This window comes from Paenibacillus sp. FSL R5-0928, assembly GCF_037970385.1.
Classification (GTDB): Bacteria; Bacillota; Bacilli; order Paenibacillales; family Paenibacillaceae; genus Paenibacillus_AQ; species Paenibacillus_AQ odorifer.
In genome coordinates this window covers 2,684,321-2,703,564 of sequence record NZ_CP150225.1, presented here as the reverse complement: position 1 = coordinate 2,703,564, position 19,244 = coordinate 2,684,321, and the positions used below count along the sequence as shown (strand labels likewise).

The following is a 19,244-nucleotide window of genomic DNA, read 5'->3' as shown; positions in this document are numbered from 1 at the left end:
AATGCGTTCTCTCTACCAAGATGCTTAATGTAGAAGATGTGGTTAATTTACATGGATCTCGACTTCCTGCGGGCGATAAACACCAAGCAAGTCTCCTTTACTATCCGTAGCAAAGAGAACAGAACGTTCCTGTTCTAACACGAACGAATAGGTTCGGCCAGTGGCTGAATCCTTCACCTCGATCTTTGCATCTTGGGCATATTCCGACACGAAGGTAAAAAGCGCACCCGTAGCAAAGCTCAATTTCCGTCCGTAGATACCCGCTAAGTCCCCACCACTAATCCATTCCAAATCACATTCCACAAAAGCAGCATTAACCGCGTAGCGGTAAAGTGCAGCCGTAGTATCCCTACGCTCACTCAATTCAACTGGCAGTGGGCTCCATAGGAGTCGACCCTTGCCAAGCGGAAGGTTCACGACAGTCTCTATAGTTGAACTTCCACCAGTTTCTTGAATGATCGTTTCCTTTGTCACCTCAGCTATCCGGCGGTGGCCGAAAGAGACAGGCAGGACTTGACCTTGAAGCATAAGCACTTCTTCGCGGCGCACATTACGCAATTCACGTTTGCCAAGGATATCACTCAACCGATCCGAAGAACGCCAATAGGCATCAATGCCTAACGGTCCAGTGGCAAGCAATACCGCTCCTGTCTCTTCAACAATGTGTAACAACCGTTCCATTGCTGCATCAGCGAAGTTATGCGCGCTTGGCAGTATAATCAGTTTCGCAGGGTTCTTCTCCAAATCATCTAGATGGTATTCGGAAGCCCCCCGAAAAGACATCTTGAGCTCATAAGACAGAATGCGGGTAAGCTCTGTTGTAGCAGCAAAAGCCAACTTCCGATTAGAGAAATCATTCGAATAAGGGAACACCACCGCAATCTCTTCCAATTTCCGATCACCAAATATATCACGGATACCTTCTATAAACTTCCCGAAATCATAAGATACGCCTGCCTCAGGCTTCTCGGTTCCATCTGCTCTCAGTGCTCCGATATGGGACTCATTCGCATTATCCATATAGAAATTCGTATTCCAGATCCAGTGAACAGCCCCCGCACCTGCCGTTCCAAAAGCGTAAGCATACTTGCGTTCCAGCAAATTCTGCAGCTCTTGTTCTGAACGTTTGGCTCGGCCATCTGGAGTTTCTACATACATGACGCCAGTCTCCTGAATTAGGTTTGGCTTATTAGGCGTCTTGGCAAAGATGCCATCCCACACCAGATAATCATTAAACCACCAGGAATGAACAGTGGTGTAATCCACCGCCTCCTCGTAGAAGAACGGCGAAGGTCGCTGCGCTCCTAGTCCCTCATCCTGACCAACCGTAACCATCTGAGCTGGACATTGCTCCTTAATGGCGTCGTATAATTGTTTCACCCAACGGTTATGCATCTCCATAGAGAACAAACAATAATCCAACCAGCGTGTTCCCCTCTTAGCACTGTGCATGTCTTGTACGTCGAAGTTAATCTCTTTTGCTTCTGGCAGCCCTGCAGATGCAAAGTTCGGAAGCTGTGCAGGTGTCATATTCCAGCGTTCCTGCAGCACGTCGATTACACCATGTCTTTCTTGTAGCCATTCCATAAAGGCTTGTCGCTCAAAACGATCATGGCATGAACTCGGGCCGTCCGAAAAAATACGTGCCGGATCAAACATCGACGGTTCATTAATAAGATCCCAATCTACATTCGAAGAATCTTTATGACGAGATACAATAGACCAAATGAACCGCTTCTGAGCTTCCACACTTTGTGGGTCCAGATAAGGATTTACCCCTCCCCACGTTTCCGGTGTGAAGGAGAAGAACGTGAAAGTCACTTGAAGATCATGCTTCTTCGCCGTCATGATGAAGGCGTCGATCGCCCGCAATACTTCTTCCGAGACATGTCCATCGTCTTGCATCACATTGCGATAAGCTGTCCAGATCCCTGTACGGATCCAGTTAATCCCGGCCTTCCGCATCTGGCCCATATCACGGTCCCAAACTCCCACGTTCGGTAGAAATAGAAATTTCCGCGCCACATCACTCGCCATATAAGTCATGCCGACCACTGGTAGCGGACGCCCATCTTTTATAAAATAATCTCTGCCGCTCGTTACCGGATTGCCTGCTGCCAGCAGCTCAGGAGCATGACCCCAGAACCCTTGGCGCAGAATGCGAACCTCACCATCACTGGCTTCTGCTTCACAGACAATCTGGTAGAGGCCCCTACTTATCTCCAAAGGAATAGGCAGACGCACCATGTTTAGTTCAGCATTCGCCTTCATTTCCAAACTCTGAGACCACTTCAAAGAGGTATCTGATTCATGCTCTACATGAATTGTGAAATTCCATGTATCTTCATTACGCATAGAAGGTCTCACTCGTTCAAGCTGCTGAATCTGAAGGGTTAGGGAAGCACGTTCTCCTAATTCATAAGACGCGTAATTGGGCTTAACCCACATTTCCGTTACACCCTTGCTGCAGAAACGAGCCCAATTGGATATCGCGAAAGGACCTTTTTGCTCCCAAAAAGAAGCTGTTGCAGGTGTATTTACGAACAGCCAGCGTGAGCCTGCAAATAAACCGCTCGTATTCTCCCAAAGAACTACTGGCGCAGAAATTTCCCGACCCTCGAGTGTAACTCCTTTTAATAGCGGGCAAATCCGTGTGCTCATTGGACCTGCAGAGCCCATTTGATGTGGTAAATCACTCGTCTTTGTCGTATGTGGCACGAGGTTCCATGTATTCGCACTCGTTAGAAAAAGAGATTCTTGACCCTTAAGCAGAGGAATGACATCCGAGGCAAGCAATGAATGGTTGCGTGAGCATTCAACATGAAGCGCCTCATGAATATACAGCTCCTGATGATAGGAAGTCTGCTCCGCTTCCACATGCCATTGGCCATTTTCCCAACGAACAGGTTGTTTGAAGGGTGCGCCTCCAATGCTAATCAGCCCGCCACCTCTTTGCAGGTATTCAAGAATGGCTATCCAGGCCGTTTTCGGGAAATAGGGTGCATGCAGATTGATGAAACAGCCGCCTTCCGTTTCGCGAAGCGTTTCTGCAAGCTGATTCTCATTTACAATAGATCCGAACTCACTCATGGATGTAATCGCATCGCTAGGAATGGGACTGGAAATTGGAAAATCAGAATCATAAAATATGATTACAGGTCTGCTCGGGCTGCTCATAGTAGTCCTTCCTTCATCGTTTTATAGACAAGTTGGGAGAACAGACTATTGGACCAGGCGAACCATTTTCTAGTGAACGTATTCGGATCATCAACATGAAATCCCTCATGCATAAAGCCAGTATCCGCATCTGTAGCTTCTAACATCGCAAGCATCTCCAGCTTTTCTTCCTTAGTGGAAGCCGTCAAACCTTGCATGGATAATGCCATATGCCAGATGTAGTCTTTGGGAGTATGCGGACTGCCGATTCCCTTCGCTGCGGTTCCTTCAAAATAAAAAGGATTCTCCTTGCTCAGAGCAAAGCGTCTCGTATTCTGATAAATTTCATCCTCTGCGGTAACATAGCCGAGATAAGGAATCGACATGAGTCCTGGTGTTCCCGCATCATCCATCAAGCAGTAGTTGCCATAACCATCGGTCTCGTAGGCGTAGATTGGACCGAATTTCGGATGACGATAAATACCATACAATTGAATTCCGTGATCAATCTCAGCTTCTAATGCTTTAAGCTGTTCCAGAAATTCAAGATCACGGAATACCCATTCAGCGAATTCCTGCATATGACGTAATGCAACAACAGCGAACATATTCCCCGGAATGTTGTAATGGAAGTCGCAAGCATCATCGCTCGAGCGGAACCCGGACCAGACCATGCCCGTGTAATTAACAGGCATACCCAGGCCGTTATTACGCAGTGTATCTTCAGGAATCCCATTGTTACGCGTAAAGCGGTATGGAGATAATTCACTATGACGCTGTTCAGTTTTGAACAGGTTGAATATTTTGACCATTGCTGCCTTAAATCCGGCGTCGAATATATCAGCCTTTCCGGTTTCTTTCCAATAGGCATAAGCCAGACGCATGGAAAAACAAAGAGAATCGATCTCGAATTTACGTTCCCACACCCAGGGGGACATTTCCGTAATATCGCTAGTGCTCCAATGCCAATCATTCGCCGTCTCATTAAACGCATTGGCGTACGGATCGATATGAATATACTCGATATGACGTTTAATTAACCCGCCAATAATCCGCTGAAGATCGGGATCGTTTTTAGCAAAGGGCACGTAGTGCATAACCTGCTCCACAGAGTCTCGCAACCAAGAAGCCGGGATATCTCCTGTAATCACAAACGTTGTTCCATCATCCATAAGCTTAGTCGTTGTCTCAAGCGTATTAGGGAAACAATTCTTAAAGAGCTGCAATAGCTTCGGCCGATGAGCTAACTTCTCCTCTGCTTCGTTTAATACTTCTTGAACCGCTTGAGGAAGCGTCAGCTTCGGCATAGAGATGGTGGGAAGTCGGAATTGTTCCATATTCTCACTCCTTCATAATAAATGGGGATAGATAGAGAGACGGGCAGCATAGCTGCCCGTCTCCACTAATCCTATTTGTGTTACCTTTAGTGATTAATCTTAGGCGTGTTACGTTCATTAGCTTATTTCTTTGTCTGGTTCCACTCATCAAGTTGCTTTTGAACTTCTGCAATGACTTTATCAAGTCCAGCTTCTTTAAATTTCTTCGCTGCTTTTGGCAGATATGTTTTAGGATCAACAGAACCTGTGTATAGCGCTGGCATAAATTCTTTAGTTACGTTGTTGATAGCCGCTACTTCTGTTTTCACAGGTGTAGGATCAAATGCAAAACCGAAGGTAGGGGCTTCTTTTGAAGAATCATTAAACTTCTTAAAAGCATCCCATTTATCAGCAGGGTCATCAGCATGCAGATAAGTCAGTAACATGTTTCCAAGTGTGAAGCCTGGCATTGCATAGCTATCTTGCATAGCTGGCAGATCTTCAATGACATTGTCGGAGATTTTCTTATAATGAGTGCCTTCAATACCATAGTTGAGCAAATTGCGTAAGTACTTATCTGTATTCAAAAGATTCAAGAACATCATAGCCCGTTCAGGATCACCTGAGGTTACGGAAATCGCGTGCATCGAACCTGCGGCGGACTGTGTATATACATAAGGCTCATGCATAGGCGAAGTTACAATTTCATAACCTGCTGAACGAGACCAACCTTTTTCTGCATAAGGTTGTGTAATTTCGCGATCGGCAAACCATTTACCCGTCTTAATGTTATCAATACCTTCAAGTGTCGCAACGTCTGGGCGTAAGTAACCTGCTGTGTAAAGTCTACGCATCGTATCTAACGATGTTGCAAGTTCAGGTGTCTCCAAAATATTAACAACCTTGCCATCTGTGGAATCCATATAGACCCCGATAGGTAACTCATCACCTAGTACATAGTCAAATGGCATAAATGGTTTAAAGCCTTTAGGAACAGCTAGCGGTGTAATATCACCCGGCTCGTTCTCTTTAATCGTTTTAAGAAGTGGCTCTAGATCATCCAATGTACGGATATTGGAAATGTCCATGTTGTATTTATCAACATATTTCTTATTGAAGCGCCATACCCATTGCTGTCCAAGCTCCTTATTTACAGGAACACCATAGATCTCACCTTTAATCTTAGTTCCTTCTAAGAAACGAGGGTCCAAAACTTCTTTCGTTTCCTTACCATACTTATCTAGCAGATCATTCAGACCCAAGAACGTACCATTAGCAGCGTTACGACGGAAGTCATTTGTCCAAGAAGAGGTAAAGGCAATATCATAAGGCTCACCAGAAGCGGTGATGACTTGCATCTTCTTATCGTAATCGCCCCAATCGAACATCGTAATGTTCAACGTCGCGTTAATTTTTTCTTGGGTATATTTATTAACTTCTTTTAAGACAAGATCCAAATCCTTTTGAGGTCCACCAATTAAATACATCTTCAGCTCATATGGCTTTAATTCTGATGTGTTCCCTGCTGAATTCCCTGCTGCCGCTGAATTGTTTGTTTCTTTAGCAGCATTTGTATTATTATTCGAACCACATCCAGCTAGAAGGCCAGAAAAAAGCATTGTCCCTGCAAGAGCGAGTGTTAAGCCTTTTTTCATTTTCATTTCTATTTTCCCCCTTTAGATTAATGAACGCTTTATTTATATCGATTCCTATCCTAGCGATTCGAATAAATACATCTTAGTAGTGTTACTCCTTTAAAGAGCCCACGGTTAAACCTTGTACAAAATACTTTTGGAAGAACGGATACGCTAGTGCTATAGGCAAGGTTGCCAGTACAACCATCGCCATACGAACGGTTTCTGTTGGCAAGGTTGCAGCAATCTCAAAGCTTGATCCCATCTGCATACTGTTCTGAATGACAAACTCCATATTATTCTGAATTCGCATCAGCATCGCTTGGAGTGGAACAAGACTAGCATCATCTATATACAGCAGGGCATTAAACCAATCATTCCAATATCCCAGCGTACAGAACAATCCAATCGTTGCAATCCCCGGTAAAGAGATTGGAAGTACAATTTGCAGGAAGGTCCGAAACTCACCAGACCCATCAATTTTGGCAGCCTCAATGAGTGCATCAGGTACGCTAGTCTGGAAGAAGGTCCGCATTACTAGAATAAAGAATGCATTCATCGCGATTGGCAATATCAAAGCCCATATCGTGTTGTACAAATGTAAAAACTGCGTAGCCACGATATAGTTGGGAACCATTCCGCCTGAGAATAACATCGTGAAGAAGGCGAAGAAGCTGAAATAATTACGATAGCGAAATGATCTTCGAGAGAGAACATACGCATAAGTTGTTATTAGAAATAAACTAATGAGCGTACCTAGTACAGTAACCATCAAAGTAACTCCAAAGGAACGAAGTAATTGATCACCTGTGTTAAAAACAAACTGATAAGCTGCTAAACTATATTTTTCGGGTAACAAGCTAAATCCATTTAGAGCAAGTACTTTCTCATCTGTAAAAGAAATGGCTATGACAAACAAGAACGGAAACACACAAGTAAAAGCGAAGATGCCAATTATAATATTGAGTACCACATTCCATAAAGGAGTAATGGCGTTGTTGTCGATTTCTTTTGGCTTACGTTTGAATACTGCCATAACGTCACTAACTCCTTTCTAGAATATCGCATTCTCTTTGCTGATCTTTTTCACAATAGAATTCGTTACAAGCACCATGATAAATCCAACAATCGATTGATATAGACCCGCCGCTGTACTCATTCCTAGATTACCTGTCGTACTCATGCTTCGATAAATATAAGTATCGATAACATTCGTTACGGAGTATAGAACACCTGAATCCCGAGGGATTTGATAGAATAAACCGAAGTCTGATCTAAAAATACCACCAATCGCTAAAATCGTTAGCGTTACCATTAAAGGTTTAAGCAAAGGAAGTGTAATAAACTTAATCTGCTGCCATTTGCTGGCCCCATCAATCATAGCCGCTTCATAGTAAGACTTGTCGATACCCGCTATAGCCGCTAAGTAAACAACACTTGAATAACCAATTGATTTCCAAATCCCCATGAAAATTAGGATATATGGCCAAAAGCGAGTATCCCCATACCAGGAAATAGGATCGCCTCCGAAGTAAACAACCACTTGATTCAATATTCCTTTATCTACACTCAGAAAGCTGAAGGTAAAGAAACTAATAATGACCCAAGAAAGGAAGTAAGGCATAAACATCGCCGTTTGATAAACTTTAGCCGTCCGTTTGTTCACAAGTTCATTCAAGGTGATCGCAATGCCCACCGCAAGAACTAAACCGAGAGAGATCAACGCCAAGTTATAAAGAATCGTATTTCTTGTAATGATATAGGCGTCCTCCGTCGAGAACAAAAAGTTGAAATTTTCAAGGCCAACCCACTTACTATTTAAAACGCTTGCAAAGAATCCATCCCGATGAATCTTGAAATCCTTGAATGCAATTACTGTTCCAAACATCGGTAAGTAGCAAAAGATCAGGAACCATAATGTCCCTGGTAATACCATAAACCAGAGTACTTTATCCTTAATTAGACTTTTGAAAAATGCAGGCATTATTCCACATCCCCCTTCTCTCTATCCCCAAACAACCCCTATATATCCCTTCGATCTTTTTCCCTCGCCCCTTTAACTACCCTTAATTCTGCGCTATAAAAGCGGTTTCATAAAGTTGAAAAACTCCAGAATCAGATGTAAAAATTAAAGATCCACAGCAGAAAGGACATTTAAAAAGTCTATTTCCCCTTAAATTTGAGCAAAAAAAAGGAAACATTCTCGTTATCAGCGTCCATGAAACCCGTACTTGAACGTGGATAGCCAGGAACATTTCCTTTATTTTAGGATTTTGCTTTTTTGTACATATTCCGAAGCTCTGTCGGCGATACACCTACTGATTTTTTGAACTGGCGATAGAAATATGCTGGATCCGGATACCCTACTTCAGCTGCAATTTCGTTGGTTAGTAACGTAGTTTGTAGCAGCAATTGTCTTGCCTTTTCAATTCGAAATTGATTAACATAATCAGAGAAACTACGGCCCATTTCCTTCTGAAATAGCTGTCCCAAGTAATTAGGATGCATTTCCATACGCTGACTGAGCGTTTTCAGGGATAGCTCTTCTCTATAGTGTTTGCTTACTTGATCAACCATATATCTCATATTCGGACTGAGCTCATCACTTACTAACGATAATTGGTCCAGTGTTTCTTTCACACTTTCCTGCACATGGTGCACCAATTGCTCAATAGTATGTATGCGCAGCAATGGATTAAACACGGCACTAAAATTAGAGTTTTTCTCCATTTTCTTGGCAATCAACATTAACTCAATCGCTACGTTGTAATTATCAATACGGGTAATCATGCCACAGCCAAACAGCTTTTCGAACGTTTCTGCGATAAACTGGTTCGTAGCTTCACGGTCTCCAGATAATAATAATTTGGTGAATTCCTCATAATCAATTTCGAGCTTCTCCTCGTGCAGAACCATCTTTGACAGTTGTTCCGCATCTATAATCGGGTAGCCAGGTAGCATTAGATGATCAACATATAAACTCTTCGCTTTTTTATAACTTTTTGGGACTTCCTGAAAAGCATGCTCCTTACTTCCTATCGTTATCCAGACTGACTTCTCCAACTCATGCATAATCTCATATTGTACTCGTTCCAGTACACAATAAAGCTCTTCTTTGTTCTCAGCTTCAGCCCGCTCAGCAATAATAAGAACAAGATCACCTTCCATATCTATAAATACAATAACGGTTCCAAGTTGCTCTAATGACTTCACAGCGATACGATAACATTCATCCATAAGCTGATTCCTGTGGAGTTTATCCTGCCCCTCATCGTCATCCTGTTCGGTGATAAGCCGAATCGCAGCCACCGTAAAAAATGAACAGTCCAGTGAGATATTTAAGACTTTTGAACGGTGCTGTAGCTCCTGCCTACCTATATTGCCAGTTACCCAGCGGTTTAGAATATTGTTGCGCAGAACTTGCCAATCCTCTTTAGCATGAAATTGTTCAACATCCTCTTGATTCAGCACTTCAACAATTTGTTCAATGGTTGATTCCAATTCATTTATATTAATGGGTTTGAGAATATAATTTTCAATGCCTAGACTCATTCCAGCTTTTAAATACTCAAATTGCTCATAGCCGCTCAAGATAATAAATCTCATTTTTGAATCAAAAACCTTTATTTGTTGAATCAGTTCAAGTCCCGTAAGTTTTGGCATCGTAATGTCAGTAATTAATATGTCGATCCCTTCATTATGATTGCGCAGAAATTCTAAAGCTTCTTCCCCATTAGACGCTTGTCCCGCGATTCTCAATCCATATTTTTCCCATTCAATCACTGAACGTAATCCTTCAAGAATAAGAGGTTCATCATCCACGATAAGTATATTGTGCATTATTAGTACTCTCCCTTACTACTGGTATATTCATGATGACTATTGTTCCTTTATTTACTTCACTAGCGATCGTCAATCCATATTCAGTCCCATAATAAAGTTTAATTCGTTCATTCACATTACATAGGCCTACCGAAGAAGGAGGTTCATCCATTCTCATACTGACTTGAAGCATTTGCTGTAGCTCTGTTAGCTTGCTGGGAGTAATTCCATTCCCGTTATCACTTATAGCAATTTGAATTTCCCCGCCAGATTCAGTAACTTCAATACGGATGAGATTGCCAAAACGGTCAGGTCTAAATCCGTGAACAATATAATTTTCAATAACCGGTTGAATAAGCAATTTAACGATAGAACAATTCATGGCAGCTGGACTTATTTGTGATTCGATTTGGAGCCTATCTTTATGTCTAATCTGGAACAACTCCAGATACAAATTACAATATTCAATCTCATCAGATATTGTAACGACCATGCTTTTCTTAATCATCGTTCGAAATAATGTCGATAAAATGTAAATCATCTGACCTACATCCTTCGCTCCTTGCGTAATTGCCCGCATCCTAATCGCCTCAAGTGTGTTATATAAAAAATGTGGATTAATCTGTGATTGAAGTGCAACTAGCTCAGCATTTTTCTGGGTAAGCTCCGAAATATACACTTTGTTAATATAGAGTTCTAGTCTTTCACACATATAGTTAAAATTGTTGGCAATTAGCTGCAATTCATCTTCTCGATTAAGGTGAATACGTGTGCTCAAATCACCTTCCTGTAAGCGCTTCATAGATTTGACAATGATCTTCACTTTTTTAGAGAAACGTAAAATAATTCCGTATGTAAAAGACATTGCAGTAATAATAAGCGCTGTGGTAATCCCGATAATCCAAGTTCGAACCGTTTTCATTTCGTTGTTGACCTGTGACTTCTGAATGATCCCTGCCATAATAAGACCTGAGCTATTCGTTGTATTTAAGTTAACCTTGGAGATCCCATCCAGTGTTGTCCAGCCATCGGCATGAAGCGCATCGATATGTGGATATCGCTGTCCCATATACCTTCCCAATGAATCATATATAACGTCACCGCTTGGGGTTAAGACCAACAATTGACCATTATTTTCTGCAACTTTTGTGCCAAGCCATTTTGAAATAAGTTCTGCGTCAAAATCTACTATGAGCATACCGATCGTTTTCAGTGTAATCGGATCTTTAATTTCCCTAGTCATTGTATATAAATTGTTATTGTCTTCTCTTATTTCCTTAAGCACTAATTTGGTTTCATGCGAGACCCAGCCATTCTTCGGTAAGGATAATTTTTGCTTAGAACCGTCCATGTCGCTCAAGTAGAATTGCCGGGTATTATTTTTATATAAATAATAAAATTCTTTCTCTGTGCTGTACAAAATAACGTCATAAATCCCATTTTTCTGATTCAAATAGGTTTTGAAATACGTATCGAACGTATGAGGAACGGAGCTCCCTATATCTGCATATTGATCTAAACGGTATTTAAGATAATCCCCATAATCATTTTGCAAAAAGTAGGACAAATCCTCACTGACAGAGGCATCGCTATATATTTGCTGGATAGCCACTTGGATGCTTTCGTACTGCTGATTCATATACAAACTTACATAATCCAGCACCTCCCGATTGGCATCTACATGTTGGCGAGTGATCGTCTGTTCATAGTATTTATATACGGTAATGGAAGAGGCTATTAACGTAATTATGATGATTGAAGAGTATATAGCTAATATTTTATTGAACAGTTTTTTCTGCAAATGGTTTTGATAAAATTTCTTTACATTCAACAAAGCCACCTTCTTTCTGAATATCACCTTTAGGATTAGAAGCTTAACATCACACTTCTTTTTCTGCAATGGAAGCGCATGCATTTTTTATTTATAAATTCTAGCGCTCCAACTTTTCTCTCCACCGAGAGTTTACAACTCACAAAAAATCGTCTATAGTTGATTTCTACCCCCCAAACAAACCTATAATAACCCAAATAGATCTTAATTTCCTCGTCCCCCATCAACATATTGGAGGGGCTATTACTCATGTTTCTAACCAAACGCAAACTCAACTCCCAACTAAACGAAATTTCCGAATATCGTTACCGGGATCGTATACACATTCCTTTTTTCAACTCAATGATTGACGAACAAGGTGAAATTGCAGCCGAACCGCCCGTGGATGGAGAATGGTCTGAGCTACGAGTTGGCGATACCTGGAAAGGCCGCGATTTGTATTTATGGCTAACGACAAATATAGACGTACCCGCTACTTGGGCAGGCCGTAGAGTACTGGGTCGATTTGATTTTGGCGAGACGGGTGCTGGAAACAACTCCGGATTTGAATCCTTATTCTTTTTCAACGGCAAACCCTATCAAGGTGTAGATTCCAATCATACCGAAGTGTTCTTGCCAAATGAAACGGTAGGCACTCAGCTTCCACTGACCTTCCGGTTATGGTCGGGACTCGAAGGAGGCGGCCCTAAAAAGGATCAGACACATGGCATTCGCATGGCTGAAATTTGTTGGCTGGATGAAGCAACGGATGATTTCTATTTTACCGCGCTTGCTGTAGTCGAGACGCTGAACGTACTCGATGCCAAAACTCCAGAATATACACAACTTATGAGTACAGTAGACCGCTCCTTTCTTCTGATCGACTGGTCTCGTCCTGGTTCAGACAACTTCTATGCTTCGATCGGGAAAGCCCGCAATTATTTGCGTGATGAAATTAATAAAATGGAGAAGTCCTCACCCGTCACCGTTACCTGTATTGGCCATACCCATATTGATGTGGCTTGGTTGTGGCAATTGAAACACACCCGTGAGAAATGTGCGCGTTCCTTCTCAACCGTACTACGTCTGATGGAAATGTTCCCGGACTATACCTTTTTACAGACTCAGCCGCAACTCTATGAATATATCAAAAATGACTATCCAGAAATCTACGAAAATATTCGTGAACGTGTGGCTGAAGGACGCTGGGAAGCTGGCGGCGGCATGTGGCTTGAAGCAGATTGCAACTTGACCTCAGGAGAGTCTCTAGTCCGTCAATTACTGTATGGAACTCGCTTCTTACGTAATGAATTTGGGGTTGAATGTGACTATTTATGGCTGCCGGACGTATTTGGCTACAGCTGGTCCTTGCCACAAATTCTAAAAAAATCAGGAATTAATACCTTCATGACCACAAAAATTAGCTGGAATCAATATAACCGGATGCCACATGATACCTTTCAATGGCGTGGGATTGATGGCACAGAGGTGTTAACACATTTTATTACAACGCCAGAGCCTTGGTCCGAAGAAGATTCTTGGTTCTACACTTATAATGGCCGGATTATTCCTAAGACTGTAAAAGGAATTTGGGATACCTACCGGGATAAAGAAGTGAATCGCAATCTGTTACTTTCTTACGGATATGGCGATGGTGGCGGGGGTGTGAACCGTGAAATGCTAGAGATGCGCCGTCGGCTAAACGATCTTCCCGGTCTGCCGAAGATTGAAACAGGAACAGCGGGAGACTACTTCCGTAACTTGCAAGAAACTGTTGCAAATACGGATCGTTATGTCCATGTATGGGATGGCGAGCTTTACTTAGAATATCACCGCGGCACCTATACAAGCCAAGCCTACAATAAGCGGATGAACCGTAAGCTTGAACTGCTATACCGTGAGGCGGAATGGCTAAATACACTGCAAAGTGTGATGACAGGTGACTGGTCGAACTATCGTCAGACCGATTTAGACGAGGGCTGGAGAATTATTTTGCGCAACCAATTCCATGATATTATTCCGGGCTCTTCGATTCGTGAAGTATATGAAGACAGTACGATTGAATATGCACAAGCAGAAGCAATAGGTCAGTCTGTCTGGGAGCAATCCAGTAAGGCACTTGTGAGCGGAAATGAAGCCGGTAAATATACGATCTGGAACAATGCTGCTTGGGAGCTGACAGAACTCGTAGAAATTACTGTTGAAGCCGGGATGGAAACAGGACATTGGATAAGCTCAGAAGGAAAACAACTACAAGCTCAACGTGAAGGTGACCGCTGGATCGTTGAAGTATCTAACATTCCTTCTCTCGGATACACAACCATTTCCTTCGTAGAAGATGTGAATTCCGAGTCTCTAAGCGCTCCATTCAAGCTAAATGAATCAGGAATTTCAACGCCTCACTTCGAAATTGAATGGAACGAACAAGGTCAATTAGTATCCATCTATGATATAAATGAACAAAGACAAGTATTAGCAAACGGAAGTCACGGTAACGTGTTCCAAGTGTTTGAAGATAAACCCCTAGCCCATGAAGCTTGGGACATTGACATCTACTATCAGCAAAAGAAACGTGAAGTCACCGACTGCCGCAGCATTGAAGTCATAGAAAAGGGTTCACTGCGATGTGTTGTACAATTCACATGGAGTTATATGGATTCCACGATTAAGCAGCAAATGATCTTACATGCACACCATCGTCGTATCGATTTCGTGACGAAGGTAGACTGGCATGAGCGACAACAGCTAATGAAAGTAGCTTTCCCTGTTGCGATACGAGCTACCGAAGCCACTTATGATATCCAGTTCGGTAATGTTACGCGTCCAACACATTGGAACACTAGCTGGGATTACGCTAGATTCGAGACTGTGGGGCATCAGTGGGCGGATTTATCAGATCGTGGTTATGGCGTTAGCTTGCTGAACGACTGCAAATACGGTTATGACATCAAGGATAATGTGATGCGTCTATCCTTAATCAAATCGGCAACGCACCCTGACCCTGAAGCGGATCAAGGCGAACATACTTTCACCTACTCTATCCTGCCTCATACTGGGGATTGGCTACAGGGTGACACCGTCCGTCAAGCTTGGTCCGTCAACAACCCTCTACGGAGCACCATGGGTCAAGCAGAAGTAGCAACCAAGTCGCTTATTCGCCTTTCTACTCAAACGGTTATGGTTTCTGCGATTAAGAAGTCTGAGGATGGTCAAAAATTAATCGTACGTGTGCACGACTATTCCGGAAGCCGCCAGCAAATTGATATGACTAGCGACTTGAATATTATTTCGTGGCAAGAGTGTAATCTAATGGAGCGTCCTGAAGGGGAAGTCCACACTGAACCTGTCATTACTTTTATACTTGAACCTTACGAACTAAAAACATTTGAAATCGAAGCAGAGAAATTAATAAAGTAATACACAAAAAATAAAGTAACATACAAAAATCGAGGTGTCTCTGTAGCCATGGATCAAAGGCTGCGAGGACACCTCTTTATATATTTTCTCACGATTGTTTCTTATGCTTTTAAGTATACACCTTGTGCAATGAGTAATCTTGACGTATACTCCGAGTAAGGGAGAGATGGATATGAGAAAAATGAGGAAAATCACAATATTCACAGGTATTGGGTTATTCAGCCTTGTTTTGATTGCCATGTTTGCAATCAGCGCTTTTGTAATCAAAAGACCGGCGACTACCACCCCCGTAATCGCGGATGTGAAGCCTTACAAGTGGAATAAAGTCACGCTAGACGGAAATGTCATATCAAGTGATGGATCAGAGTATTTTTTGTGGAATAAAAAGGGTGAAAATAATAACTGGATCATCTTCTTTTCCGGGGGCGGGGCCAGCTGGGATGCCCAAAGTGCCGCACACCCCATCAAGCTTATGAACTTTATTAAAGGTGGAGATACAGGCAACTATTTCCCCAACATCCCCTTCTATATACTTACATTGCTGAGAGGCATGATGGATACGGATAACCCTGCCAATCCATTTCATGGCTGGAATGTGGTCTACCTTCCCTATTCGACCGGTGACTTCCATATCGGCAACCGCACAGTTGAATATAAAAAAGAGGACGGCAGCCCCTTTACTATGCGTTATAACGGCAGCAATAATGTGCGAAGCAGCCTCGATTGGATATATGCCAACGTGGATAAACCCGGCAAACTACTGATTGCTGGCGAAAGTGCTGGTGGATTCGGATCCGCTTTTTGGGCTCCTGAGATCGCCTCTCATTACAAGGACTCTGAGATCTTCCAATATTCAGACAGTTCCTTCCTGAAATCAGACAAGTGGCCAAATGTTGTGAATCAGGAATGGCAAGCAGACTTCGGGAAGAACTTCGGATATGCCCCTGAAGCGGATATCATCGGGGCAGCTTTTAAAGCGAACGGCCATCTACTTCCTGCAAATGCGATAATATTGCAATCCTACTCGGTATTTGACGAGATTCTAATCCACTTTCAGAACAACATCAACGATTACAAGGGGCCAAGAGATCAAAGCATCATTAATGAGTGGTCACAGGAAATGCGGCAATCTGTTTCTTCTTTGGCAGCCACTTTACCTAATTATTATTACTATCTCACCGACTATGGACTGAACGCTAAGACGGGTACAACTCCGCACACTTTTGCCACCAGAGAGACCTTCTTTCAGGCTGAACAGGATAGTGTGAAGCTTCTGAATTGGTTAGGTGATGCGATCAACCGGCAGAACCCCTATTCAGTGGGCAGCAAATTCCTCATGAATTCGAAGCCAGCTCAGAAATAGTGCTAGAAGCAGCGGAAGAGTTGCAACAAGACAGGAGAGAAAATCAATGAATTTGCGGGAAAAGCAAATGCAAATGACAAGGGAGATCATTAAGGATACAGCGCTTAGCTTATTCTGTGCCCAAGGTATTGAGCGCACGGATATGGCACAGATTGCGGAACAAGCCGGCATCTCCCGGCGTACTTTGTATCATCATTATAAGGACAAGGAAGAGTTAGCCGCTCAAATTTATGCCCTAAATCTGGAGCGGATGTTTGGACAGCTGCTGTTTGATTTTGATTTTGAACACCCTGTACAGTCATTGGAGAACATTCTCGATAAATATCTGGCGTTAAGAGATCATCAGGAAGCCCTGATCTACTATGATGCCATTTTTGGAGTTTACTACAGCACGCTTTCCAAAAATCCCGCGGAACTTCCTGACTTTAAGCAGGCTATGGAAGGCTGGTATTCACGGTTAATTCTCCTTGAGACAATTTCAGTCGCTCCGGAGGAAAAAAATAAGTGGCTGGACATTCTGCACAAGTCCACCCACCTGTATTTCATGTATTTACAAAAAGCCGTCATTATTACTCATCAGCGGGGGGGTGTGGTTACGGAGGAAGATCGGGTTATGGACCGGCAATTCAAGGATTTCATTATGTTTGGCGTACGGCAATCCAAGAATGAGACAAACCCTTAATTTCACTTATGGGGCAAACTGACGATAATCGTCGTTCCCGCTCCAACCGCACCGTCCACTTCTATGTTTCCCTGATGCAGGGAGACAATTTTTTTAACGATTGCAAGTCCCAAGCCATTGCCATTGTTGTTTCCATTCCGTGACTTGTCTATTTTATAAAATCTTTGGAATACGGTGTTGAACTCTTCCGGGGAAATCCCGATCCCGTTATCACTGATGGTGACCGATACATCTGCTGCACTGTCATCTATACTGATGCGGATGTTCCCGCCTTCCGGTGTGAACTTGATGCTGTTGCTAAGCAAATTCATCCATACTTGCTTCAGCTGATCTTCATCACCCTTAATTTTGACAGCTTCCGGCAGCTCAAGATCGATAACGATGCCTTTGGCTGACCATTGTGGCTCACAGGTCACAACGATGGTTCTAATCTGCTCGTCAAGATTGAAGGAATCTGCGTTAAAAGGATGATGTTCAGAATCCAGGGAAGCGAGCTTCAGCAAATTATCACTTAACCTCGACAGACGCTCACTCTCAGCATTGATGATATCAAGATATTCAGAACGTTCCTCTTCCATGATTAGATCATTGTTCTGCAATGCCTTAGCAAAGCCGGAAATAGACGTAAGCGGTGTCTGAATTTCATGAGACACGTTGGATACGAAATCCTGCCTCATCTGTTCTAACTGCTTCAACTCCCCGGCCATCTCCACATAGCTTTGTGTCAGTTCCCCTATTTCGTCTACTCGGTTTACTTTAAGCGCTACCTCGAAATCACCCTTGGCTAGCCTTCTTGTCGCATTCGTCAAAGCTTTGATCGGCTCCACCAAATATCTGGCGGCAATAAGAATGCATAGACTACCCAGTAAAAGCACGAGTAAAAGCACAAAGAGCAGCATCCGATTGACGATATTTTCGTTCTCGGCAGAATACTGCAAGAACATTGCTTGCCACTCCCCGTTAAACATAAAGGGCATCCCGATAAAGGTATCCTTATCTTTCGCAGAGGAACGATAGAGTTTTCCTTGCAGCACTTGTTTCACAGCATCGCGGGTGATAGTGACGGCCGGACTATCCTTGAGCCCATAGAAGGTATATTCCCCGGAATGATTATACAGGTGGATAGGGTATGCAGATACCTTAACCATACTATTCAAGAACTCGTCTGTATCCTCAGGCTTGGCGTCATCATAACGGTGAATGATCTCCTTCCCCACTGTGATCATTTCATTCTGTCCCTCGTAACTTATTTGTTTCTGAAAGACATACAAACCAATGAAAAAGGAACAGATCAGACTAAAGATAATGATGCCTAGAAACGTGAGAACGACGCGTACATACAATGTCTTGATCATAACGCAGGGATTAGCCGGTATCCTAGGCCGCGGGCCGTTTCGATTTGAAATTGCTCGTCGTTACCACAGAATTTCTCCCTCAACCGGCTTATATGCACATCTACAGTCCGGCCGTCTCCTTCATAGTTCAATCCCCAGATTTGAGAAATCAACTGTTCTCTTGTGAAGATTTGCCTGGGGTGACTAGCCAACAGAAACAGTAGCTCAAATTCCTTCAAAGGAATCGTTACCGGTTCTTCATCACGCGTAACCTGGAAAGTGCGGCGGTTAAGCACCACATTGCCCAACTGCACAGACTGGGAAGAAACGACCAGCGAGCGTTTAAGCAAAGCTTTTACTCGCATCACCAGTTCAAGCGGATCAAACGGTTTGGTCAGATAGTCATCCGTGCCGAGTTGAAAACCTTTCACTTTATGTGCAGATTCTCCTTTAGCCGTCACCATGAAGAGGGGAATGTTGGCATCAGAGCGCCTGATTTCTCTGCACAGATCCCAACCATCCAATCCTGGCATCATAATATCTAGGATGACGAGATCGACTCGCGAGTTCTCTATAATGGACAGCGCTTTGGTGCCATCCCTGGCTTCTTTGAGGTCAAAACCTTCTTTTCGCAAAAACAAAGACATTAGCTTTCGGATGTTATCATCATCATCAGCAATAAGTATAGTAGCCACGATTGTCCTCCTCTC

Annotated in this window: 12 protein-coding genes; 3 read left to right on the top strand and 9 right to left on the bottom strand. The window is 43.0% G+C overall.

Going from position 1 to position 19,244, the window contains the following annotated elements:
- Window positions 1-42: 42 nt before the first annotated feature.
- From MKZ16_RS11970 to MKZ16_RS11940, 7 genes are all read right to left on the bottom strand, one after another.
- Window positions 43-3,177 (bottom strand): beta-galactosidase, encoded by a 3,135-nt coding sequence (locus MKZ16_RS11970; RefSeq protein ID WP_076104650.1) that lies wholly within the window; start codon window positions 3,175-3,177, stop codon window positions 43-45.
- Window positions 3,174-4,493 carry a glycoside hydrolase family 125 protein gene (locus MKZ16_RS11965; protein WP_038569961.1) on the bottom strand — a complete coding sequence of 440 codons (1,320 nt, stop codon included), beginning with the start codon at window positions 4,491-4,493 and terminating at the stop codon, window positions 3,174-3,176. Before MKZ16_RS11965 ends, MKZ16_RS11970 begins: the two co-directional genes overlap by 4 nt.
- Window positions 4,494-4,615: 122 nt before the next feature.
- Entirely contained in the window at window positions 4,616-6,133 is a 1,518-nt protein-coding gene (locus MKZ16_RS11960; protein ID WP_038569959.1) for an ABC transporter substrate-binding protein, read from the bottom strand.
- An 85-nt stretch (window positions 6,134-6,218) separates the two neighbouring features.
- Complete coding sequence (locus MKZ16_RS11955) at window positions 6,219-7,142, bottom strand: carbohydrate ABC transporter permease (protein WP_038569957.1); 924 nt, start codon at window positions 7,140-7,142, stop codon at window positions 6,219-6,221.
- Between the two features lie 18 nt (window positions 7,143-7,160).
- Entirely contained in the window at window positions 7,161-8,090 is a 930-nt protein-coding gene (locus MKZ16_RS11950) for an ABC transporter permease subunit (RefSeq protein ID WP_076100799.1), read from the bottom strand.
- A 281-nt stretch (window positions 8,091-8,371) separates the two neighbouring features.
- Entirely contained in the window at window positions 8,372-9,946 is a 1,575-nt protein-coding gene (locus tag MKZ16_RS11945; protein WP_076104649.1) for a response regulator transcription factor, read from the bottom strand.
- On the bottom strand, window positions 9,921-11,759 hold the full coding sequence (locus MKZ16_RS11940; protein WP_179086374.1) for a sensor histidine kinase: 1,839 nt from the start codon (window positions 11,757-11,759) through the stop codon (window positions 9,921-9,923). Before MKZ16_RS11940 ends, MKZ16_RS11945 begins: the two co-directional genes overlap by 26 nt.
- A 249-nt stretch (window positions 11,760-12,008) precedes the next feature.
- Between MKZ16_RS11940 and MKZ16_RS11935 the strand changes: the two genes are divergently transcribed.
- The 3 genes from MKZ16_RS11935 (at window position 12,009) to MKZ16_RS11925 (ending at window position 17,200) form a co-directional block, all read left to right on the top strand.
- Window positions 12,009-15,155, top strand: coding sequence for an alpha-mannosidase (locus tag MKZ16_RS11935; RefSeq protein WP_076104648.1), 3,147 nt, complete (start codon window positions 12,009-12,011; stop codon window positions 15,153-15,155).
- 172 nt (window positions 15,156-15,327) lie between these two features.
- The gene (locus MKZ16_RS11930; protein ID WP_179090005.1) at window positions 15,328-16,518 is read left to right on the top strand and encodes a pectin acetylesterase-family hydrolase; all 1,191 of its coding nucleotides are present in this window, start codon (window positions 15,328-15,330) and stop codon (window positions 16,516-16,518) included.
- A gap of 46 nt (window positions 16,519-16,564) precedes the next feature.
- Window positions 16,565-17,200, top strand: a complete 636-nt coding sequence (locus tag MKZ16_RS11925) for a TetR/AcrR family transcriptional regulator (protein ID WP_051491631.1) — start codon at window positions 16,565-16,567, stop codon at window positions 17,198-17,200.
- A 2-nt stretch (window positions 17,201-17,202) separates the two neighbouring features.
- On the opposite strand, the gene MKZ16_RS11920 is transcribed toward MKZ16_RS11925, so the two are convergent.
- Both MKZ16_RS11920 and MKZ16_RS11915 read right to left on the bottom strand, forming a co-directional pair.
- On the bottom strand, window positions 17,203-18,555 hold the full coding sequence (locus MKZ16_RS11920) for a HAMP domain-containing sensor histidine kinase (protein WP_076104646.1): 1,353 nt from the start codon (window positions 18,553-18,555) through the stop codon (window positions 17,203-17,205).
- Entirely contained in the window at window positions 18,552-19,229 is a 678-nt protein-coding gene (locus tag MKZ16_RS11915; RefSeq protein ID WP_076104645.1) for a response regulator transcription factor, read from the bottom strand. The genes MKZ16_RS11920 and MKZ16_RS11915 overlap by 4 nt, the downstream gene beginning before the upstream one ends.
- Between the last annotated feature and the right edge of the window lie 15 nt (window positions 19,230-19,244).